General features: G+C 65.3%; 19 protein-coding genes, 1 tRNA gene and 1 pseudogene. 8 read left to right on the plus strand and 13 right to left on the minus strand.

Translation table 11 applies throughout. The features are described from left to right. Positions 1-6: 6 nt before the first annotated feature. On the plus strand, positions 7-3,027 hold the full coding sequence (locus tag H9L22_RS17470) for a type I restriction endonuclease subunit R (protein ID WP_226965973.1): 3,021 nt from the start codon (positions 7-9) through the stop codon (positions 3,025-3,027). Between the two features lie 27 nt (positions 3,028-3,054). Here the strand turns inward: H9L22_RS17470 and H9L22_RS17475 are convergent, their stop codons facing one another. The 6 genes from H9L22_RS17475 to H9L22_RS17500 all read right to left on the minus strand — a co-directional run bounded on the left by H9L22_RS17475 (position 3,055) and on the right by H9L22_RS17500 (position 9,579). Continuing rightward, positions 3,055-3,690 carry an A24 family peptidase gene (locus H9L22_RS17475; RefSeq protein WP_187720994.1) on the minus strand — a complete coding sequence of 212 codons (636 nt, stop codon included), beginning with the start codon at positions 3,688-3,690 and terminating at the stop codon, positions 3,055-3,057. A gap of 216 nt (positions 3,691-3,906) precedes the next feature. Beyond that, positions 3,907-4,650 (minus strand): ATP-binding protein, encoded by a 744-nt coding sequence (locus tag H9L22_RS17480; RefSeq protein ID WP_187719714.1) that lies wholly within the window; start codon positions 4,648-4,650, stop codon positions 3,907-3,909. Continuing rightward, positions 4,647-6,212: an IS21 family transposase gene (istA, locus tag H9L22_RS17485; RefSeq protein ID WP_187720550.1), complete on the minus strand. Its 1,566-nt coding sequence runs from the start codon at positions 6,210-6,212 to the stop codon at positions 4,647-4,649. The genes H9L22_RS17480 and istA overlap by 4 nt, the downstream gene beginning before the upstream one ends. Before the next feature lie 150 nt (positions 6,213-6,362). Further along, on the minus strand, positions 6,363-7,031 hold the full coding sequence (locus H9L22_RS17490) for a transposase (RefSeq protein ID WP_226966351.1): 669 nt from the start codon (positions 7,029-7,031) through the stop codon (positions 6,363-6,365). A 314-nt stretch (positions 7,032-7,345) separates the two neighbouring features. Further along, the gene (locus H9L22_RS17495; protein ID WP_187720995.1) at positions 7,346-8,818 is read right to left on the minus strand and encodes a hypothetical protein; all 1,473 of its coding nucleotides are present in this window, start codon (positions 8,816-8,818) and stop codon (positions 7,346-7,348) included. A gap of 38 nt (positions 8,819-8,856) precedes the next feature. Next, the gene (locus H9L22_RS17500; protein WP_187720996.1) at positions 8,857-9,579 is read right to left on the minus strand and encodes a DUF5343 domain-containing protein; all 723 of its coding nucleotides are present in this window, start codon (positions 9,577-9,579) and stop codon (positions 8,857-8,859) included. 133 nt (positions 9,580-9,712) lie between these two features. On the opposite strand from H9L22_RS17500, the gene H9L22_RS17505 reads away from it, so the two are divergent. Both H9L22_RS17505 and H9L22_RS17510 read left to right on the plus strand, forming a co-directional pair. Continuing rightward, the gene (locus H9L22_RS17505) at positions 9,713-9,925 is read left to right on the plus strand and encodes a hypothetical protein (RefSeq protein WP_187720997.1); all 213 of its coding nucleotides are present in this window, start codon (positions 9,713-9,715) and stop codon (positions 9,923-9,925) included. Continuing rightward, positions 9,922-10,104, plus strand: coding sequence for a hypothetical protein (locus tag H9L22_RS17510; protein WP_187720998.1), 183 nt, complete (start codon positions 9,922-9,924; stop codon positions 10,102-10,104). The genes H9L22_RS17505 and H9L22_RS17510 overlap by 4 nt, the downstream gene beginning before the upstream one ends. Before the next feature lie 210 nt (positions 10,105-10,314). Here H9L22_RS17510 and H9L22_RS17515 read toward each other — a convergent pair whose 3' ends face one another. The 4 genes and pseudogenes from H9L22_RS17515 to H9L22_RS17530 all read right to left on the minus strand — a co-directional run bounded on the left by H9L22_RS17515 (position 10,315) and on the right by H9L22_RS17530 (position 13,154). Next, positions 10,315-11,994 carry a toprim domain-containing protein gene (locus H9L22_RS17515; protein ID WP_187720999.1) on the minus strand — a complete coding sequence of 560 codons (1,680 nt, stop codon included), beginning with the start codon at positions 11,992-11,994 and terminating at the stop codon, positions 10,315-10,317. A gap of 84 nt (positions 11,995-12,078) precedes the next feature. Next, entirely contained in the window at positions 12,079-12,444 is a 366-nt protein-coding gene (locus H9L22_RS17520; RefSeq protein WP_187721000.1) for a hypothetical protein, read from the minus strand. Positions 12,445-12,577: 133 nt separating this feature from the next. Then, positions 12,578-12,925 (minus strand): type II toxin-antitoxin system HicB family antitoxin, encoded by a 348-nt coding sequence (locus H9L22_RS17525; RefSeq protein WP_187721001.1) that lies wholly within the window; start codon positions 12,923-12,925, stop codon positions 12,578-12,580. After that, positions 12,925-13,154: pseudogene (locus tag H9L22_RS17530) on the minus strand (toxin HicA). Before H9L22_RS17530 ends, H9L22_RS17525 begins: the two are co-directional and overlap by 1 nt. A gap of 1,370 nt (positions 13,155-14,524) precedes the next feature. Between H9L22_RS17530 and H9L22_RS17535 the strand changes: the two are divergent. Then, positions 14,525-14,719 (plus strand): hypothetical protein, encoded by a 195-nt coding sequence (locus H9L22_RS17535; protein WP_182798548.1) that lies wholly within the window; start codon positions 14,525-14,527, stop codon positions 14,717-14,719. A gap of 159 nt (positions 14,720-14,878) precedes the next feature. On the opposite strand, the gene H9L22_RS17540 is transcribed toward H9L22_RS17535, so the two are convergent. Beyond that, on the minus strand, positions 14,879-15,187 hold the full coding sequence (locus tag H9L22_RS17540) for a hypothetical protein (protein WP_187721002.1): 309 nt from the start codon (positions 15,185-15,187) through the stop codon (positions 14,879-14,881). Between the two features lie 442 nt (positions 15,188-15,629). Here H9L22_RS17540 and H9L22_RS17545 point away from each other — a divergent pair, with 442 nt between their 5' ends. Beyond that, positions 15,630-16,925: a Shedu immune nuclease family protein gene (locus H9L22_RS17545; RefSeq protein ID WP_187721003.1), complete on the plus strand. Its 1,296-nt coding sequence runs from the start codon at positions 15,630-15,632 to the stop codon at positions 16,923-16,925. Positions 16,926-17,017: 92 nt separating this feature from the next. Here the strand turns inward: H9L22_RS17545 and H9L22_RS17550 are convergent, their stop codons facing one another. Continuing rightward, entirely contained in the window at positions 17,018-17,812 is a 795-nt protein-coding gene (locus tag H9L22_RS17550; protein WP_077687055.1) for a hypothetical protein, read from the minus strand. Positions 17,813-18,334: 522 nt separating this feature from the next. Here H9L22_RS17550 and H9L22_RS17555 point away from each other — a divergent pair. The 3 genes from H9L22_RS17555 to H9L22_RS17565 all read left to right on the plus strand — a co-directional run bounded on the left by H9L22_RS17555 (position 18,335) and on the right by H9L22_RS17565 (position 20,073). Beyond that, positions 18,335-18,682 carry a hypothetical protein gene (locus H9L22_RS17555; protein ID WP_187721004.1) on the plus strand — a complete coding sequence of 116 codons (348 nt, stop codon included), beginning with the start codon at positions 18,335-18,337 and terminating at the stop codon, positions 18,680-18,682. Beyond that, the gene (locus H9L22_RS17560) at positions 18,682-19,749 is read left to right on the plus strand and encodes an ArdC-like ssDNA-binding domain-containing protein (protein WP_187721005.1); all 1,068 of its coding nucleotides are present in this window, start codon (positions 18,682-18,684) and stop codon (positions 19,747-19,749) included. Before H9L22_RS17555 ends, H9L22_RS17560 begins: the two co-directional genes overlap by 1 nt. 66 nt (positions 19,750-19,815) lie before the next feature. Next, positions 19,816-20,073, plus strand: a complete 258-nt coding sequence (locus H9L22_RS17565; RefSeq protein ID WP_187721006.1) for a helix-turn-helix domain-containing protein — start codon at positions 19,816-19,818, stop codon at positions 20,071-20,073. Positions 20,074-20,318: 245 nt separating this feature from the next. Here H9L22_RS17565 and H9L22_RS17570 read toward each other — a convergent pair. Then, positions 20,319-20,406: transfer RNA gene (locus H9L22_RS17570), tRNA-Ser, on the minus strand. Between the last annotated feature and the right edge of the window lie 46 nt (positions 20,407-20,452).

Genomic DNA, 20,452 nt, shown 5'->3' on the forward strand with positions numbered 1-20,452 from the left:
GCCGGCATGACCGAACACAACTCCGTTCAGCAGCCGCTTGTGGACGAGCTGGTGCGGCTGGGCTGGTCGTACTTCACTGGCAAGAGCCTGGACCGCCAGTTGGAGCAGGTCTTCATCGAGTCCGAGGTGGTCGACGCACTGGTGCGCCTCAACCCGGACGTGGCGGAGGTGCCAGCAAGGGCTTTCGAGGTGGTGAAGCTGCTGAGGAACTTGACATTCCAGGTGGACGACGAGGGTCTGGTTGAGACGAATCGTGACGCGATGTCCTGGCTGCGGGGGCTGCAGACGCACAAGTTCGTTGGCGCGGACGCCTTCCGTCCAGTCCGGCTGATCGACTTCGAGAACCCCGCGAACAACCGCTTCGCGGTGGCGGATGAGGTGTCTTTCGGGTCGCCGGGGAGCAATGCGCGGTTCGACATCGTCCTGTTCGTCAACGGGTTGCCGTTGGTGGTCGGGGAGACGAAGACGGCGTTCAAGCAGAAAGTGAGCTGGATCACCGCCGCGAACGAGGTCGCCGACCACTACGAGACGAAGTCCGCGCCGTTCTTCACCACCAACGTGTTCAGCTTCGCCACCGAGGGCCGAGAGCTCATGTACGGGGCCACGGGTGCCCGGGTGGAGCACTGGATGACGGCGGGTCCGACGAAGGACCACCCACTGCTGAGCGACGTGCTGGCGGCAGCCAGGTGGCTGTTGGCGCCGGCGACGGTGCTGAAGTTCCTGAACTCGTTCACCTTGTTCGAGACCCCGGAGGACAACTCGGGGTCGGCGTCCCTGATCAAGTTGATCGCCCGGTACATGCAGTTCGAGGCAGTTGAGCTGATGGTGGGTCGCGCCCACGAGGGACAATCGCGACGCGGCCTGATCTATCACACGCAAGGGTCGGGGAAGACGCTGGCGATGGTGTTCGCGGCCGGGCAGCTGTTGCAGGATCCGGTGTTGGCGAATCCGACGGTTGTGCTCGTCGCCGACCGGGTCGATCTGGTGCGCAACGCGTGGGACCAGTTCCGCACCACGCACATGCCACGGCTGCTCGCGCCGGCGACGGCGAAGGCGTTGCAGGACACCCTTGGTGCGGCGGACCGGCGGGGCCTTATCTTCATGACCGTCCACAAGTTCGCGGGGGCGGCATCCGACCTGAACACTCGCGGCAACATCGTCGTTCTGGTCGATGAGGCGCATCGCACCCAGGAAGGCAACCTGGGGTTGACGATGCGGGCGGCTCTACCGAACGCATTGTTCTTCGCGTTCACGGGGACGCCGATCGCCAAGCTGGACCGCAACACCTTCGCGACCTTCGGTGACCCCGCCGACGAGAAGAAGACGCTGCACGCCTACACCTCGGACCAGTCGATCGCGGACGGCATGACGGTGCCGATCCACGTGGACCCGCGGCTGGTGACCTTTCAGCTGGATAAGGACGCGGTCGACGAGGCGTTCAAGGAGTTGACCGACGCCGAGGATCTGGACGAAGAGTCGGCCGAGGTGCTGGTCCGCCGGGGTTCGCGCGTTGATGTCGTGTTCGCGAACCCGGCGCGCATGGAGGCTGTCTGCGCTGACATCGTCGACCACTTCTACTCGACGATCGACCCGCTCGGGATGAAGGCGCAGGTCGTCGTGTTCGATCGGGCAGCGTGCGTGGCCTACCACAAGCAGCTCACCCACCTGCTGGAGCAGCGGCACGCGCAGGGGCATCCGTTGGACGAGGCGGCCGTCGTGATGCATGTCACGAACGCGAAGGGGGAGGACGAGGAGTGGGCGCAGCACCGACGCAGCGAGGCGGAGGAAGGAGAGTTGTTGCGGCGGTTCCGCACCCACGGTGATCCGCTGAAGGTCCTGGTGGTCACGTCCAGGTTGGGCACGGGCTTCAATGCTCCGATCGAGGCGGCGATGTATCTCGACAAGCCCATGAAGGACCACACGCTGTTCCAGACCATCACACGCACCAACCGAACGTGGCGCAACCCGGAGACCGGCCAGGAGAAGCGGTACGGGCTGGTCGTCGACTATGTCGGGTTAGGGTCGGGCTTCGCCCGGGCCATGGCGCCCGCCAACGGCGATCAGGACCCACGGAGCGTCGAGGTGGACGCCCTCATCGACCAGTTCGAAGCCGAACTGGACGCGACGATGCGGTGGTTCGCGGGCATTGACCACACCGTGATCGCGTCGACCACGCTGCTGGAGTGCCAGCAGCGGATCGCGAAAGAGAAGGACCAGGAAGCCTTCGTCACGAGCTTCCTGCTGCTGGAGGGCATCTGGGAGGCTTGCTGGCCACACCTCCGGCTGCGGGCCCACACGGAGGCGTACCGGTTCCTCGCCAAGATCTACGCGTCGATCGCACCAGTGGGGCCGCGCCTCGACCTGGTGTGGACGCGGCTCGGCGCCAAGACCCTCGACATCGTCTTCGAGCACATGACCGACGTGAAGGTCACCCAATCCAACGCGGTCGTCGTGGCGGACGCTGACACGATCCGCAGGCTGGAAGAGGAAGGGCTCCTGCCGGGCCTGGAAGAGGTTGAACACAAGACCGCCAACGAGGTCCTCGACACGCTGTACGCGCGGCTCAAGAAGCGGCTGGAGGGCCCCAACGGGGACCACCCGGTGTACCAGTCGCTCGCGGAGCGTCTGGAGAACCTGCGGCAGCGGACCATCGCCGAGGCGCAGCAGTCGATCGAGTGGCTGCGCGAGGCGTTCACTCTCGCCAAGGACGTCACGGCCGCGGAGAAGGCGGAGGACGAGGCTGGAGTTGATGGGCTGAACCTACTGCCCGACCCGAACGTGTTCGCTCTGACTCAGATCTTCTTGGAGTATTCGACTCCGGACATGCCGGTCATGATTGAGCGCGTTGTCGAGGAGGTGGACTCGATCGTCAAGGAGGTCACGGCGGGCAACGCCGGCTGGGCCTCTACCCAGAAGGGCGACATGGCGGTCCGCAAAGAAGTCCGGCTCGTGCTGAAGGACAAGGGCCTCCACACCGTTCCCGGCCTGTTCGACAGGGCCTACGAGTACATCGCAGAGCATTACTGACGGCGGATCGCGGCCTATCCCAGGAGGCTAAGGGCGACCAACGCGCCGGCAGCTAGCCAGGGCCCGAAGGGGAAGTTGGCTCGCCGGCGGCGGAACGGGGTGGCAAGGACGGCCGCTAGCTAGACAGGCAATCAGGAAGGCCCACCACGCGACGGAAAGGCTGACCGCTGCGGTTGCTGCACCAATGATCAGGATGTACTTGCCGTCACCCCAACCGAAACCGCCGGGCCGAACCCGGTCGAGGATCCAGAAGACGACGAACGCGACCAACCCGCCGACGGCGGCTTGGATGGCGATGTTGAGGTCGCCACTGATGAGAGCGGCGGCTCCCACTCCCACCGCGACGACCACGCCGTGGGCGGAGAGAAGGCGGTTGGGCAGTCGGCGGACGTCAAGGTCGATCGCAGACAACCATGGACCGAACCAAGCGAGTGGCAGGGTCGGCAGGAGCAGCGGCCAGCGCTCAACTCCGAACCGACAGGCAATGAGCCCGCTGGCCGCCGCCGTCGCGAGGGGGAGCCACCAGCGAGACCCGGGCGGGGGTTCGCCGACTTCGTCGTCGCGACGGTAGCGCAGGGCGTCGAGCGGCCACCTGACCATCAGGCCGATGGCCGCGCCGAGCACCGCGAGCGCGGCGGTGAGGAGCGGGTCGTAGCCGGACATTACTGCGACCCTTGCTGCTGCCTGTGGCTGGATATCGGGCTCTTCGCGGTTCGTGGTGAATGACCCTGCTGTGGCGGGTATTCACGCTATGAGTATTTGACCGTGTGAGCGCCGTTGGTTCTCGCGTTAGGGCGCCACTGGATATTGCCTCTGGGCGCCGGGGTGTGGTGCCGGTGAGCGCCACCGGTGGTCCGGGTGGCGCTCACCGGCTGTGGGTTAGGTGGTGGCGGTGTGTTCGCGCATGTTGGTGCCGCCGGTTTCGATCCAGATGGTGTTGTGGACGATGCGGTCCATGATCGCGTCGGCGTGGACGCCGGAGCCGAGGCGCTGGTGCCAGTCCTTCTTCGCGTACTGGGTGCAGAACACGGTGGAGACGGCGTCGTAGCGGCGTTCGAGGAGTTCCAGGAGCATGCTGCGGGTGCTGTCGTCGGGTGGGTCGAGGAGCCATTCGTCGATCACGAGCAGCGTGAACGCGGCGTACTTGCGCAGGAACTTCTCCTTCCCGGCGGGCCGATCCTTAGCTGAGGCCCAGGCTTCCTCGAGGTCGGGCATGCGTATGTAGTGCGCCCGGTATCGGTGCTGGCAGGCCTGTTTCGCCAGCGCGGAGCCGAGATACGACTTCCCGGATCCGGTGAAGCCTTGGAACACGACGTTCTGCTGCCTGGTGATGAAGGCGCAGGTGCCGAGTTGGGCGATCACCCCGCGGTCCAGGCCACGTTGTTCGACCAGGTCGAGGCGGCGGAAGTCGGCGTTCGGGTAACGCAGCCCGGCCCGGCGGATCAGGCCTTCGACCTTGCCGTGGGTGAAGGTGGCGTGGGCGTCGTCGACGGCGAGTTTGATGCGTTCTTCGAACACCATCCCGAGGGTGAGGGTGTCGTCCTGGGTTTCCAGGGCGTCGACCAGGCAGGTGGCGCCGATCTCGCGGAGCTTGCGTTTGGTCTCGGTATCGATCCGGGTCATCGTGCGCCTCCGTAGTAGTCGGCGCCACGCACGTACCCGACCGGCCCACCGTCGCCGTTCTCTGGTCGAGTCTGGGGTCTCTGCCTGCCGGTGTGGTCCTGGTTGGTTTCCAGGATCGGTCTCAGATGGGCGTAGCGGGGTGAGCGGACCCGGGAGGCCAGCGCGGTCTGGCAGGCGGCTTCGAGGCGTTCGGTCGAGTAGCGGCGGGTCAGGCGCAGGACCGCGAGCGCGGCATCGAGGCCCTGCTCATCGACGGGGACGGACTCGAAGATCCGGTTGACCACTGTGAGCGTGTTCTCCCCGACGCGGCCGGCCCACTGGCGGACCCTGGCCGCGTCCCATTGCCGGTAGCGGGGCCCGTCAGGCAGGTCGGCGTCGTGGGTGCGGTACTGGTTGAACACTCCTGGGGGTGCGAGCAGGTGGCTGGTCAGCCGCGTGTGACCGGTGAACACCTCGAGCGTCGTGTCGGTGACCCGCAGATCGACACTGCGACCGATGCGGGTGTAGGGGACGGAGTAGAAGTTCTTCTCCCACACCACATGCCCATTCTTCTGGACTCGACGCCCGTAGACCCAGCGGCTGATCTCGAACCCGACCGCGGGCAGCGGCCGCAGCAGCGGTTTCTCCTCCGCTTCGAACACGCTCAGGCGTGATCCCGCCCTCTTCTGGAAGGGTTCACGGTTGTAGGCCTCCACCCGCTGGTAGACCGCCGCGCGCAGCTCGGCCAGGGTCGCGAAGCGGCGGTCCCGGAGCCCGGCGATCACCCACGTCGCGACATGCGCGACCGTGTTCTCGACGCTGGCCTTGTCCTTCGGCTTCCGGACCCTGCCGGGCAGCACCGCCGCCGAGTAGTGCGCCGCCAACTCCCGATAGGCATCGTTGAGGACCACCTCACCCTCGGCCGGGTGCTTGATCACCCCGGTCTTCAGGTTGTCCGGAACGATCCGCGGGACCGAGCCGCCGAACCAGTCGAACATCGCCACATGCGCCCGCAGCCACGTGTCCTGCCGCATATCCAGCGCAGGCTCGACGAACGCGTACCGGGAGAACGGCAACGTGGCCACGAACAAGTAGACCCGCCGCTGCTGCCCGGTCACCGGATCAGTCAACTGCATCGTCGGCCCGGACCAGTCGACCTCGATGCTCTGCCCGGCCTTGTGACCGATCCGCGACGCCGCCCCGCTGACCAGGACATGCTGCTGATAGTTCTTGCAGAACCGGTCATAGCCCATCGCCGTCGACCCCTCCGCCCGGCACCTGTCGACGTACTCGCCATGGAGCAGCTTCAACGTCACCCCAACCCGGGCGAGCTCCCGATGCACCGACGCCCAGTCCGGCTGCGCATGCACGCTCTCATGCTCCCCACGACCCGGGAACAGTCGGGCATACACCGCGGCCTCGTCCAGGTCGGCCACATCATCCCAGCCCACACCCTCCCGGTCTGCGGCCTCGATCACCGCCGTCACGCTATGACGCGACATCCCCTGCGCGGCGATCTGCCGGCCCGAGAACCCCTCCTCACGCAGCCGAAGCACCAGCTTCGCTTTGATCTTGCGTACCATCCCAATCACTCCTTCTGCCGCGTGATAGGCCACACGGCAGAAGGAGCCTACGAACCCCCACACCCGGCCCTCACCGACACGATCAGGTGGCGCTCAACCCCACGAACCCCCGTCCAAGCAGATGGCGCTCAACCGCAATACCGCTGGCGCTCAGAAGACCGAATACTCACACGCTACGGTTTTCGCGGCGCTGGTCAGCAGGATACGCATCCGGTAGTTCTCGGCGTTGCGGAAGCCACGGCCGATGCGTTTGATGTTCTTGATGCCGGTGTTCGCGGCCTCGACCCGGGCGGTGGTCGCGCCGGTGACGATGAGGACCTCGATCGCGTCCCACCAGGTCACGACGGTGTCGTAGAGCTTGGTCGCCTCGGGCATGTTCGCGATCTGGACGAAGTAGCCCATCCGCATCCGTTCGTTCCAGGCCTGGGCGAGGGTGTCGGTGGCCAGCAGGCGGCGGAGCTGCTCCTTGATGCCCCAGGCGGCGGAGAGCTCGTCGGTGGGGTCATCGGTGCGGAATACCCTCTCCAACCGCTCCCACGCCCTCGGGGTGAGGGTGTCAGCGCCGCGCAGCAGGAGCATCCGGTGCGCCCAGGCCGGGTCATCCTTCCGACCCCGGCGACCGTGATGGGTGCGGGCCAGGCGTTGCCGCACGGCGGTGACCATGTCGTTCCCGAGCTTGACGAGGTGGAACTTGTCGACCGAGACCGCAGCGCGGGGCAGGTAGGTCCGCAGTGCTTTGCGGAACGCGGCCTCCGTCGGGCAGGTCGATCGCGTCTGTGACGCGGTAATCGGGCAAGTTGAAGATCGTGCTCGCAGCATCACGCTGCGAACCAGTATTCTCGTGCACAGGCTCGTGGTCCTCTGAGGTGTGGATGTCTTGACAACACCCATCACAGCAGGACCACGGGCCGTTCTACGCCAGCGACGCGACGCTCTCCTTCACCACGAACCTTGAAGAGCCGGATATCGTGGCCGCGCTCGACGCGACCACCTGGCCGGCGTCGGAGGCTGTCCAGTTGCGGATTACGACGTCCTCGACAGGGGCTGGCGTCTCGCGGAAGTCGGCCGGATCGATCCGTCGGCCGCCGCGTCTAGTGAGGTGAATGGCGGGCAGGTTCGGTGTGTCGACGTCCCTAGGCAGGTCCCACACCCCCGCTCAGCACACGGGTGGGGGCCGAAGCACTCCTCACTGCCAGTGGGTCATCGGGGTCTTCGAGGATGCATGTCGCCCCGTGGACCCACGCCGCAATCCATGAAGGATCCCGATCAGACGACGTGGCATCCATGACGGCCTCTGCCACCACGCAAGGTCCGTCCGCCTGACGAGCATTGCGGTCGACCGCCTCGACAACGACTACGAACCGCGGCATCTGGGTGAGCCTGAGCATCGCCACCGTGGCGTTGCTGTGACCCCGCGCCGCCAAAGCAGCCTTGTAGTCGCAAGAACGTGCGACGTATGTGCGAAATGTCAGTGCACTCTGTGCCGCCAGATCAGCGAGGGATGGCACCTCTTGCGACAGCTTCGTCGCGAGCGGAGAGGCCAGAGCCGACGACCCCGCAAGTAACCCGACACCTGCCTTCTTCTCTGCTGCCTCGGGCAGCAACCATGCGGTTGGGGGCATGGGCACATGTAACGTGCGCCACGGTCCGTAATCGCGAGGCGCACCAGTGACAGGATGTATGAGACTGTCATTCAGGGGATCGTTTACGGGGAGGTACGGCCCCTGCTGATCGTCGTGGCGCACCAACCGAATCTGACCTGCCTCACGCCACCAGCCACAGAGAACGAATGCGTGGTCGCGAGTCCCAACCAAGACCGGGAAGCCCCCGTTGAGGTGTCGGCATGCCGTCGACACGATCCGCGTGTCCCACGTCCCAGGATCGGCCCCGGGGACACCGGCTGGCGGGGGGAACTGACCGGGCAGTTCGGCGTGTGGCAGCATTCCGATCATGTAGAACATAGGAGGCGTTCCATGCCGGCGAAACAGATCGCTGAGCTGCTGAACCGTGAGTCCCTGGTTGGGGAACGCGCGATGTGGGCTCAGGCTGGCATCAGCGGTTTCAGCCAGCTCCGCGATGGTTAAGGGTGCGCAGTAGCGCCTCAGTGCAGCCGTGTAGTGGCAAGACCAGGCGGCAGCATGGGCGCACACGCCAAGGGTGGTGTCTTGCTCGGCGAACGGAACTGCTACTACTGACAGCTCCTGCCCAAACAGGTGGATCGTCTCAGCCACGGCAGTGCGCACTGCCAGCCTAAGGTCGGGGGGTGGCACCAGCATCGCCTTCACCACAGCACTCAGCCGCGGGGGTCTGACCACCACGTACCCCAGGTAACCCACCTCGTCCGGCAGCGTTGTTAGCTGGCTGACGTCCAACTCTGAGTCGAAGAAGTGGATGCGGTGCGCCCAATCCGGTACGTGGGGGAACGTGCGGCTGTGCAGCCGGGAGTACTCGCGGCGGTAATCGGGTCCCAAGTAGCGTGTCTCGATGACCGCGCACCTGGCTCCAGATAGCTCGGCCACTTGGAAACACCGAAGAAGTGGGAGGTCGTTCAAACGGCCGCAGTAGCCGATCTTCAGTTCATCCCACCCGGCGGGATCGAGGCTCACGATCCGCGCAGGCGCTGGCACGTCCCAGTCGCTCGTCCTCACTGTGCCAACTTCCCTTCAGCCAGCGACGACAGCTCTTCGCGAGGTGAGCTGTCCTGGTACTCGTCAAGCTGGTCAACCAGGCCGAACACGAAGCTGCGGTCCTCGCGGCTAAGTTCCATGAACGTTGTGGAGCAGCTGATTGTGAGGGTGCCACCCGACCGGAGCTGAACGGTGCGCTGCTCCGCCGCAGTGCTGGACGGCTGCGTGTCTTCGGTGCTCAAGAGCGGCGCGGCCTTTGGACGGGTTCTCCTTCGAGGAGAGCCGTTGGTCGCGCGACCGGGCTGCGGGCTCCGGAAGTGGGGACTGAGCTCGATCTCTGCGGCTGCACAAGCGTGCAAGAAGAAGGTGATGGCCTTGCGCAGGGTGCTGCCTTGATACCCGCTCGGTGAGAAGGACTCCGCGAGTTGCGCTGCCGTGCCCTGCTGGGAGGAAAGCGCTAGTTGTTCGGCGTAGAACTGGCCGACGATGGCTGCCATCTCCGCCTTGAAGGAGGCCTCATCGCGGGCGAGTGCGACGAGCTGGCGCGAGGCTCGGCCCTCCCCATCGATGAGCCCGAACAGGCGAAGCGTCTGCAACAGATACGTCTGTGTGCCACCGGCCATGCCGATCATCAGGGAGCGGTCGATGCGCGCCGGGATGCGTTCGGGGTTCAGCCCGGCTAGGAAGTTACGAAACGTACCGAATGCCATGTACGGCGGCACGAACTCCGCGTCAGACATCGCATACTCCTTTCGACAGCGAGCGACGCCATGGTGGCGCGCCTCTGCCATGAAGTATGCCACTGAACTGCTGGCACAGACAAGTACCCACGGCACGCTTGCTGGCATGAGTGGCATGAATGATCATTGGTCTATGGATCAGATCGATTTGAAGCCGGGGATGAAGGTGCTTGCCCACACCGCTCTTGACGCCTGGGTGCCACTGACTGCGGCAACGCCGTCCCAGCAGGGCCGAGACTTTCAGGTGGTCTGGTTGTGCGAGGACGACGCATGGGATCCGGATGCGAAGCAGCCCCCGGCCAACGTAATCCCGTGGCCGATTGAGGAAGTGAGGGCTCGCCCATGACTGACGTCACAGTGGACTTGCTGATTCACGCGGAAGATCGTGAGCTAGCGCTCGATGGGGATGCTGCGCAGGACCTGTTCGAACCGCCCGATCCTGCCAGGCTCGCCGCCGAGCTCCAAGACATGGCTGACAAGAGGAGTCAAGTTGCGGCCGAAGCTGCGGCACTGCGGTTGGGGTAGCACAAGCAGGAGTTCGGTTGGAGGCAGCGAAGGGCATGGGGCGAAGGCTCAGCAACTGTCCACATTGAAGAGGTCGACAGGGGCCGGGCCCTTTGCCCCTGGGTGACACGGGCGCCGTGCGTTCGGCCACGGGTGGTCTTACTTGCTCAGGGGTCAAGCCGGAGATCTTGGTGAGGGTGTGTTGCACGGCGAGCCATTCGGGCCATGACATCACGGAGACATCGGCCCCCGGTCGAGGTACTGCCGTTCGGGGATCTGAGGGCCGTCCGGCGCAGCTAGGGCCATCGGGGCAACCGGATCGGAGAACGGTTCCGGGTGGCTGAGCCACTTGAGCCGGCTGGCCAGGTCGGCGGCAGGGAGGTCCGGGCTGAGGGGTCCTTCTTCGAGGGCGACGGCGATGGTTTCGGTGACGCGCAGCCAACGGGGGTCAGCGTCCTGGAATGCGGCGGCGAGTTGTGGCCAGTCGGGATCGGCGACGAGGCGAGGGTCGATCTCGTTGGCGAGAAGTTCCCAACGCCGGGTGTTCGCGACGGCGGTGAGTCGGTCCCGGACCTGAGAGGCCAGGTCGAGTTGCAGGTTGGCGACGCGGGCTGGGTCGTTGTTCCAGGCGCGGATGAACGATGTGACGGAGCTCCGGATGATGTCGGGGTCGAGACCGATCCGGTCCGCCACGGCTAAGACGGACGGCTCCCACGTGTCGACGGGTTGGGCGGCGATGACAGGCGCTGCGGCAAGGGCCGCTTCGACTGGGGGCAGGTTGGTAAGGCGCTCGTCCATGAGGACATCGGCCAGTGGCCGAGCCTGGTCGAGGGCGTCAACGAGCTGCGGGGCGCTGCCGGTGGCCAGTAGTTCGGCGGGATCGGAGCCGTCAGGCAGGGCGGCATAGCGCGGCTGGAGGAGTTGCGGGGTCAGGATCCAGTAGTCGCGGTGCGCGGCGACCTGGCCGGCCACGTCCGCGTCGGTGGCGATGATCAGATCGGCGCCGTAGCGACGGAGTTGGGTGGCTTGTTCGCTGGTCAGGTTGGTTCCGAGCGGGGCGACGCCAACGTAGCGCCCTTGGCTGGCGCGGGTGACGGCGATGGCGTCGGTGGGTCCTTCGACGACGACGGGGATGCCGCCTGCGTCCAGGCGGCGTGCTCCGGCGACGAACAGCTGGGCTCGCTTGTGGAACAGCAGCGTCTCGGCGGTGTTGAGGTACTTCGGTCCAGCGTGGTCGAGGTCGGTCGCGTCGGGGTGGCGGCGTCCGACGAAGCCGAGCACCTGCTGGTCGTGAACGATGGGGAACACGGCTCGGTCGCGGAACCGGTCGATGAGGCGTCCGGTGGAGGCGGTGACCGCGAGGCCGGAGGCGAGCAACTCGTCGTTGTTGACGCCGTGACGGTGGAGGTGCGCGACAAGGCTGGTCCAGCCGGCGGGGGCGTAACCGGGGCGGATGTCCGGGTCGTCGGTGATGTCGGCGCCGAACCGTCCGGCCAGGTAGGGCTGGGCCCACGAGCCGCGGTAGCGGTCCTGGTAGAACTCCAGCGCGAGTTCGTTGACGGCCGCGAGGCGCTCGGGGTGTGGGGCCTGGCGCGCCAGGCGTCGGCGCGGTCGAGTTGCGCGTTGAGGTCCGCGTAAGTAAGAGATCTCTGGCGGCGTCATTACGCGTCGCTCGATGGCCTCCCATGTGAAGGCCAGGTTCGGCTCGACCTCGTCGACCTGGTCGTCCTCAGTTGTCGCGCTGGCGGCGTCACCGAGGTCGGCGTGCGGCGTCCAGTGCTCGTCCGGGGCGGCGCGACCTGGGAATGTTCGGATGAACTCCCCGCCGCAGTCAACGTTGATGCGGCTATGCCGCCACTTGATAGCAGCGACGAAGTGGAGATCCGCTTCAAGGAGCTCTTCACCAACCAAGAAGCCTGGGCTGTGCTGGAGCCCGCCCCTCTCAGCGAGGAGTAAAGCGTGGAACCAGCGGGATAGGCGGATGCCCGCTGAGGATTAGGCTTGCTCCTCAGAGTCGCCGTCGGCGAAGTGCAGCAACGCCATGTTGTCGGGCAACTCGCCGGAGTCGAGCAGTCTGCTCGGATCCGCACCGTGTTCGATCGCGCGGCGCACCAGATGTCCAGTTGCTGCCCTCGCGAGGTGACCAGGCTCCCAAATCGTTCCGGTGACACGCTCGCGCTGATCTCCATGCTCAGCACGTCGCCGATTCTCGACTTCCCTCGAGAGCTCGCTCATGCACTCATCGAACTCCCGCTCATTGTCGAAGGCGCTGACCAGCACATGACGGCGTTCTCGGCGGAGTGGGTCGTAGCGGTAGTGGTGTACAACCCACCGCATCATCGAATCGTCCTGCGGATCCACCCTTGACATGATCGAAACCTATCAGCGACCGGGCCCTGGGGGCGCTACCGCACTGATGGCGGGGTGAAAGCGATCGGATCAGCGCCAAAGGCACGAGTGACCCGCGGCAGATCCGGATGTTCCAGAGGCTCGCTCAGGAAGCTTCGGAGAGGCGTCGCACGACGTACTGGTTAAGGCTGAGGCGCTCTTCGGCAGCCTGGATCGCAAGCCGGCGATGCAGGCTTTCCCCGACCCGGAGATTGAACTTGCCCGAGTAGCTCCGCTGAGAAAGAGGTTCGGGGAGGGCCTCACCCTCCGCCGTGAGATCGGCCAGGGTGTCGGCGACCAGGTCAACCATCCCCTTCAGGGCGGCCGATTGGGAGTCTGCGAGCCACGACAGCGACGGGAACTCCGCGCAGGTGGCGACGAACTCGCCATCTTCGACCGACCACGTCACCCGGTAGGTGTACCGGGACACGTCAACAGCCTGGGTCTGGGACATCACTTCGCCTCCTTCTTATCGATCGCGGCCAGCACCTGTCGCACCTGATAAGCCTTGGCCCGGCCGTTGCTGTTCTGGATGTTCACCCGGGGTCGCCGGGCCAGGGGGTCTTGAACACCGCGTGCGACCCGCCGGCTCTGCGAGCCGGACCGAAGAAGTGTTCGCAGACCTTGTGGAGGTCGTCGTATCGCACGTTCTGCGGGTTGCTCCGCATCGCTGCTACAAGCATGTCCACGGCCACCACTCCAATATGGTACCACCAGCAGTACCATCAGCGAAGCACCCGTCACGACCTTCCCAATCGCAACCAGCGCGGCAGATCCGGATGTTCGACACCCTCTGCCGGCCTGCTCGGAGCCGCAAGCGTGTCACTGCGTCAGTCTGTGCCAAAGGCGGATGCGCCGTCATGTGGGAGCGCGCAGCGCCGGTTTCTCGGAGCACGTCTTGCCACTACTCGTGTCACGCGCCCCAAGGCCAGTTCAGCGAGGGGGCAACTTCGGACGGGATGGGAATATGATCCACATCCCTTGCCCCGACGAGGCGCTTAAGCAAGCGCATTCGGCTCTTCTCAGTTGACGACACTGCGCCCTTGCGAACCTCGGCCAGGGGCCACCATTTCAACGCACCGGAATCCCCCGCAACAACGAGGACAGGCACGTAACCCTCAGCCAGCGGAATCATGCGCTCTCCCGACGACGCCCAGCCAGCCGCCACAATTCGATCGAAACGAACGAAACCCCGTCGTGTGAGGACGCCCCGGGACGTTACCACGACCGCGAAGGGCCACCCGGAAAGCCAAGCGAAGACACCCGCGGCCACGCTGAGGGCCGCAGTCACCCAATCGAGTCCTTCGACGATAAGGAGGCCCACCACGCAGGCAACCGCCAGCCAGCCCACAAAGGCGGCAGACCCCCAGCCCAGCACGACACCGGGTCGCGTCACGCCACGCAACGGTCCCGTTGCAGCGCGTCGCGCCGTGGATACCTCATGCAGCCATTCGTCTGGAGAGATCAACGCCACTTGGACACCCTATCCATCGGTCAGATCGGATCAGAAGCACACGAGATGAGAGACGAACGGGTCGCCTACTGAATCCAGGCGTGCCGGGTACCCCGAGGTCCACAACGACGTGCTGGCCTCTACCAGCAGTGGCGCTGAGTCTCTACTCGGGGAACCGAAGCCGAAGGCTACCCTCGCACACCGCGGCAGATGAGTGCCTTTGCAGTTGCTGCCAAAGTGGTGCGCTCGACGCATGCCACACTGCTATGTATGGCGAACACACGAGCCGTAGCGCAGTTGGCCCTAGGCGGCTTCGGCGCCGCTCTCACTGCGTCAGGCGTCATCACCTTCGCAATGACGGCACCGGGACCGGGCTCCTTCGGGTGGTTCGCCTACGCCCCTCTAGCGGACCAACCGTGGTCCACCACAATGGTGCTGCAGCCCGGACAAGTCTGGGGCTTAGCCCTGGTCTTCGCCGGCTCGCTCGTCGTGAGCGGAGTTGCCGGTTTTCAACTGGGGCTACGTCGTCGTCAGTGATCGCGAAAGGGCAGTCGCGACGGCAGCGTGGTGCGCGCGGCCGGCAGGTGAAGGAGTCCCAGGGTGATGCGATTCATCGTCGAGCTGATCGTCGGCGTCGCCCTGGCGGCGATCGTCACGGCGGCCATCATGGTCACGATGTTCTACTTCGGCCCGTGGGCCGATCCACCAGGGATGGACGAACTGTGGTGGCTGTTGGCGACCGCGGCGGTCCTGCTCGCGTCTGGACGATGGTGGGCACGCCGACGAGCTCCTTGATTGACCGAGGGAACTCCACCCACCGCGGCAGAAGAGGACGTCCTGCTCGGGTGGAACCGAGCCGGCAAGATGCCTTCGCACGCCGCGGCAGAGGGGACGCCGTGCCGGAAGCCATCCAGTCGGTCGCGGCATGACCGAGATGCGCCAATGCGGACAACATCAGAGCCAGTATTCGACGCGGGTCCCCTCGCCCAACTCGCGCTGCAGCCAGTTCGCTAGGTGCTGCCCGTGGCGGCGCCACTTCTGCCAGGCCGGTCCGTCGTCAGCGACCGGGCTCTCAACCGGGGACCAGCCACTAAGCTGCTCCCACGTCATGGCCCACCCGCGCAGGTCCGAGCGGAGCGCCTCGGTGATCGGCAGACCGTCGAGATCCACCATTCCTGTGGGGTCCCAGACCGGGTCAGCGCTCCAGTCGGGAGACACCCTGAGCACCGAAGCGATGGCGTTGTCAATGGCGTCGTCCGACATACACGTCATTGTGTCGGAGCCTGCTCCAGACACACAACGTGCGGCAGATGAGTGCGTTCAGCGGGGAGGGCTTCGATGGGGATCCAGCGCCTCCGCAGAAGTCTCTCGACTGAGTACGCCAGCGTGCTCAACGGGCACGGGGATAGGCGCGTAGTTGGACAGGCGACTGGCCCAGGTGGCTCAGAACTGAATGAGCTTCCCGATCTGGCGGTCTGGAGCCAGTCATGGGCGACCGGCCCGAACAGCGGCGATGCGCGAAGCTGCTCGACCTGCTGGGGTTGGCGCTGACCGCGTGGCAGCGCCCATCTTGTGAGGACCTCGACTCACTGGAGTCGCAGTTCGCAGCGTCGGCAGGAACTTCGGTTATTGTCATGGGAGGACGACGATCGAATATCCGCTTCCAGTCCGTTCTGGGACCGGCCGACGGCGACAAGGGGCCACGGTGCAGATCAGCTTCGATGACTTCTTCAAGGAGCCGGATGATGTCACGTTCGCAACAAGGCGCCTGCCAAGCCGCATCTACATAAGTCGTACGTTCAAGATGGCTCACGGCATCGACCAAGGCGAGCCCGCGCGGTATATTCGCAAGGTTTTCGACGAAGAGGTGACCCCTGATGAGGACGACTGGGACTGGACAAGCCAGGTGGTCTATGTGACCCCGGGCGGTCGAAAGCAGCTCACGCTCAACGTTGCGCGGTCGGCAGGTGCAGTACGCAAGATCCGGATCCAGGAAGTGCCAACGAATCCCGATGCCGACAAGCTGGAGCCGGTCCTCGAGCTCGACCGGGAGCAAGCCATGCGCCTGATCGAGATGCTCAGGGCCATCGACTCGATCCCGATCGAAGGCGACACCACGGTTAGTAGGGTCGACGACCAGGTCCTGCGAGATCTGTTCTCCGATCCTGATGGCATCAACCGCGTCTACGCCAGTGATCCAGAGCGTTTTCGAGCCTTGATCGAGACGGACGCCGACGCACGCGACGTGGTGGCGCTGCAGCACCGTCGTGGCGTCGTGGAGACGATGCGTACATGGCTCGTTGACGATGCAGCCTTCGACGCAGCCAAGCAGGCCGAGGGTGGTCCTGAAGCCGCTTGGCAGCATCTGTTGGAGGAGAATCCATGGGTTCTCGGCGCGAGTCTTGGTGGCCAGTTATACACCTCGTGGAGTGAAGAAAAGCTCGAGCAGGTGGTTGCTGGTCGCCATATCGGCGGCGTGGGCAAGCGCACCGACGCACTGATGCGTACAGCAGGTGTGGTCAGGTCTATGGTCTTCGCCGAGATCAAGCACCACCGCACCAACCTGCTGGCCAAGGAATACCGCCCCGGTTGCTGGCGTCCATCGGACGACCTCAGCGGTGCCGTCGTGCAGGTTCAGCAGACAGTCCACCTCGCCGTACACACCCTGAGCGACTATCTACCCGACCAAGATGACGATGGCGCGATCCTTCCGTCCGGAACATTCTTGCTGCACCCCAGAAGCTTCGTGATCATCGGCTCATTGACCGAGCTAACAGGTAAATCGGGCGGTCCGATTCCTGACAAGGTCCGCAGCTTCGAGCTGTTCCGACGTAGCCTGCAGGAGCCGGAAATCATCACGTTCGACGAACTCCTCGCCCGGGCCGAATGGCACGTGCAGATGGCCGAGAAGCAGGCTGAGTCTGTCGATGACGACGACGACATCCTCGGCTTTGAAGTCGATGAGAACGGCGTCATTCTCGACGACGACTGGCCGATCTGACTCTCACTCCGAAACTCCATCGTGGGCACCATCTGCGGATCAGGGAGGCGTTACATCGCAGACCTGAGGAAATCCCTGGACAATGTAGTCGCTTAGTTTGTGTGCGTGGCGCCTGATGCTTGTGCGCGCAGCCAGCCGATTTGCTTACGGGCGGACCAGTTCGGGGCACCCGGTGGGAATCTTGCGCCGTCCCACTCCTCTAGTTCGATGTGAGGCAGAGCCCAGTGGTAGCGGAGCCGGTCCAGTGGCCACTCGAGTTCGTCGTCGCCGGCGTAGTTCGACTCGGTCTCGTCGGGCACGTCGTGTCCTGCGCCGGCGAGGGCCGCAACGAGCGCCTCACGGGAACGTTCGAGCCAGTCGTGGACGCGTGACATTGGGATTGCGTCCCTGCCGTCGCCGATCCATGCTTGATTACCGCTGAATGTGATGGTTGTGTGGTCGACATTCGCGAGGGCCAGTTTAGTCGCGGAAGGCCCAGCAGCCTCCTCCCAATGCTCGGACACATTCCGCATCAGGTGCAAGAGCTCCTGGCCGCTCATGGTGGGCCGGGCATCTGCGGGGATCCGTTTCAGGGCGGTCATGACGTGGTTGCAGGCGACGATGAGGAATCGCAGGTCGACAGCCAGTTGCATCGCGAGTGCTACCGTCACCACCCTGATCGGCCGCCGTGAATCATACGGCCGGTAGTTGCGATCTGTCTCGTCCCGCCAGCCGCGTTCGATGTCGTCGTCACCGCTGTTCCTGTGGCGATGCTTGGTGTCGTATTCCGCGTCGAGCCATTCGTTAAGTACGTCCTCGAACCGTCGCGCCTGCATGCGCGCGCCGTCGACCCACATCAGGCCGTTCCACCATGCATCCTCGTCAGGGATTGGCTGCGATTTCACCATGCACCTGATCATTCCATCGCCCGGCTGCGGCCGGGCAACGCCACACTTACGGTGTCCGCGTCAGCGGCGTCCAGGAAGTGCTGGTGTCCCTGGCTCAGTACCGTGGTCCGCCACCTGTGAGACCTGACCGGCAGGGGTGCCCTCGCACGTCGAAAGCACTGCATTCGGCAAGTGAGTGAGGTCACGACCATTGACCCGGGGGTCCGCCTACTGGGCCATTTGAGTGATGCGATGCCCGTCAGCAGCTCCGCGACGTCACGACCCTCGACCATGTGGTTGAGCGTTCGCCTCCCTGTCGGTGCTCAACGTGGAACCTGCCGTCTTCCATTCAGGTGATAGCGAGGGCGCACCTACTAACTAACGCCACCGGGTCGCGTCGCGCCCACGGGTGGCTCCCTGTGGCTCAGGTCGCCTGAGCTAGGCAGGGCCGAAGGCTTCTTGGGTTCCCACGTTGTCCACCGCCAGCCGGCCACAGCCGTTATGCGGGTTGTCGGCTTGTCTGGCCGATGACGGGAGGCAGGCATGCAGCGCGAGATCCGCTGTGGCGGCGAGTTCGGGTTCGACGACGACCGCGTCCACGTCAGTTACTGGGCGGGGCGTGCCGTGCCGCAACTTCCACTGCTCAACTTCCAGCGCGAGAGGGGGGCTGCTGTGCCCATCGTCGAGGTCGACCAGGAGGGCATGGCCGCGCATGACTCCCCGACAGGGGGTGCGACTGTCCGCGAAGCTGTGTGCCCTCTCGCGGACGTTCTCCTCATTGCCGAGGACCTCCTTCTGCAGGCCAGGAGGTTGGCCGATTCCGGCGCACCCACAGAGGCGGTTGAGGCGATCCTCAACGACATGACCGCCTTGCGGGAAGGCGGCAGCTGATGGCCGGCTACGGCAGGCCCGTCAGTCAGGCGGAGCGGGCCGCAGCGGCGGAAGCCCGGCAGGCGACGCTGGACAAGCTCCACACCCAACTCAGTGAAGGCACCCTCGCCCTCAACGATCCGCAGGCTTGGCAGGCCTGGCTGAAGTTCTCCAGCCAGTTCCACCGGTACTCGTTCGGGAACAGCCTGCTCATCATGCTCCAGGACCCCCAGGCGACCCACGTCGCCGGCTACCAGGCGTTCAAGGCCATGGGACGCCAGGTGCGCCGCGGGGAGACCGGCATCAAGGTCCTCGCTCCAATCACCCGCCGCGAGCCCCGCCTCGACGCCGCCGGCCAACCGGTGCGCGACGACCGGGGCCGCGTTCTGCATCGGACCCAGGTTGTGGCGACCAAACCAGTCACGGTGTTCGACGTCCGGCAGACCGACGGGCCCCCGCTGCCCGACCCCAAGATCGGCGAGGCCGTCCTCCTGACCGGACAAGCCCCCGCAGGGCTGTGGGACCGACTGCAAGACCTCCTCGGAGAACGAGGATTCCACGTACATCGGGGCGCGGACCTGGGCGGCGCCAACGGCTATACCGACTTCGGCCAGCGGCTCGTGATGGTCCGTGACGACGTCGACGACGCCCAGGCCGTCAAGACCCTGGCCCACGAAACCGGGCACGTGCTCCTTCACCAGGACGAGGGCGGCCGCGACTGCCGCGGAGTCGTCGAAGTCGAAGCCGAGTCCGTCGCGTACATGGTCACGAGCGCCCACGGCCTCGACTCCAGCCAGTACACCTTCAACTACGTCGCCGGCTGGGCCTTGAACGCCGTGACCGAAGCCCGCGACCTGGCCGACATCCTCCGCAGCACCGGCCAACGCGTCATCGGCGCGGCCGACCTCATCCTCCAAGCCACGCAGCCGACGCCCACCATTACCGACGGAGCGCTCGACGCCCTGGAGGCGGAGGTTCGAACCCAGGTCGACCCGGCCAGATGGGAAGTCGCGCCTGCCGTTGCCGAGCCACCCCCGCAGGTGTCACCCCCAAGTCGCGCCGTCCCAGCGCCCGCCTTGTCTCTCTGACGAGGCGCCATCCGACGGTCACGCACCAACCCGAACTTCCATCCCGACACCGAGAGGAGACTGGCCATGTCGCTCCCTATCTCGCCCGCCTGGGGTCAACCCCTGCCCGAGTGGCTGTCATTGCAGCAGGCGGCCGCCGTGTACGGCGTGAGTGTCGATACGCTGCGGCGACGCATCGCCTCAGGGAGGCTCCGGGCGTCAAGGTTCGGCGTGAGGCTCATCCGGGTTCGCGTCGAGGATCTCGACAAGCTGTTCCGGCCCATCCCCACGGGCGATGACCTCACTGACCGACGGGCCCGCGCGCGCAATCAACGCACCTGGTAGGAAGCCCACTGATCGTCCTCTTCGGCGCCGCGCACCTCATGGTGCGCGGCGCTCGTGCCTGCGTCGACGGAGCGAGGTGACCCCTCGTCACATGGATCCAGGGGAGCCCTGCCAAGGTGCGCTCAAGGGGCTCGGGGAGAACATGCCACGAAAACTCGGGGCACACTCGGGGCACGAATCGTGCTGCAGGGCGACATCAACCCCCGAAAACAAGATTCCCGCCCTAGTCAGAGCGGGAATCGAGGTGGCGGAGGATACGAGATTCGAACTCGTGAGGGCGTGAACCCAACCCGCTTTCCAAGCGAGCGCCATAGGCCTCTAGGCGAATCCTCCACGCGGAACGATACCGGCTCGGCATCGTCGGTCTCAAATCCGGCCG

This window comes from Tessaracoccus defluvii (assembly GCF_014489575.1).
Classification (GTDB): Bacteria; Actinomycetota; Actinomycetes; order Propionibacteriales; family Propionibacteriaceae; genus Arachnia; species Arachnia defluvii.

Coding starts and splice junctions, on each gene's coding strand:
- H9L22_RS17470 (WP_226965973.1), top strand. CDS start 7: ATGACCGAACACAACTCCGTTCAGCAGCCGCTTGTGGACGAGCTGGTG.
- H9L22_RS17475 (WP_187720994.1), bottom strand. CDS start 3,690: ATGTCCGGCTACGACCCGCTCCTCACCGCCGCGCTCGCGGTGCTCGGC.
- H9L22_RS17480 (WP_187719714.1), bottom strand. CDS start 4,650: ATGACCCGGATCGATACCGAGACCAAACGCAAGCTCCGCGAGATCGGC.
- istA (WP_187720550.1), bottom strand. CDS start 6,212: ATGGTACGCAAGATCAAAGCGAAGCTGGTGCTTCGGCTGCGTGAGGAG.
- H9L22_RS17490 (WP_226966351.1), bottom strand. CDS start 7,031: ATGCTGCGAGCACGATCTTCAACTTGCCCGATTACCGCGTCACAGACG.
- H9L22_RS17500 (WP_187720996.1), bottom strand. CDS start 9,579: ATGTCTGACGCGGAGTTCGTGCCGCCGTACATGGCATTCGGTACGTTT.
- H9L22_RS17505 (WP_187720997.1), top strand. CDS start 9,713: ATGGATCAGATCGATTTGAAGCCGGGGATGAAGGTGCTTGCCCACACC.
- H9L22_RS17510 (WP_187720998.1), top strand. CDS start 9,922: ATGACTGACGTCACAGTGGACTTGCTGATTCACGCGGAAGATCGTGAG.
- H9L22_RS17525 (WP_187721001.1), bottom strand. CDS start 12,925: ATGTCCCAGACCCAGGCTGTTGACGTGTCCCGGTACACCTACCGGGTG.
- H9L22_RS17540 (WP_187721002.1), bottom strand. CDS start 15,187: ATGTCGGACGACGCCATTGACAACGCCATCGCTTCGGTGCTCAGGGTG.
- H9L22_RS17550 (WP_077687055.1), bottom strand. CDS start 17,812: ATGGTGAAATCGCAGCCAATCCCTGACGAGGATGCATGGTGGAACGGC.
- H9L22_RS17555 (WP_187721004.1), top strand. CDS start 18,335: ATGCAGCGCGAGATCCGCTGTGGCGGCGAGTTCGGGTTCGACGACGAC.
- H9L22_RS17560 (WP_187721005.1), top strand. CDS start 18,682: ATGGCCGGCTACGGCAGGCCCGTCAGTCAGGCGGAGCGGGCCGCAGCG.
- H9L22_RS17565 (WP_187721006.1), top strand. CDS start 19,816: ATGTCGCTCCCTATCTCGCCCGCCTGGGGTCAACCCCTGCCCGAGTGG.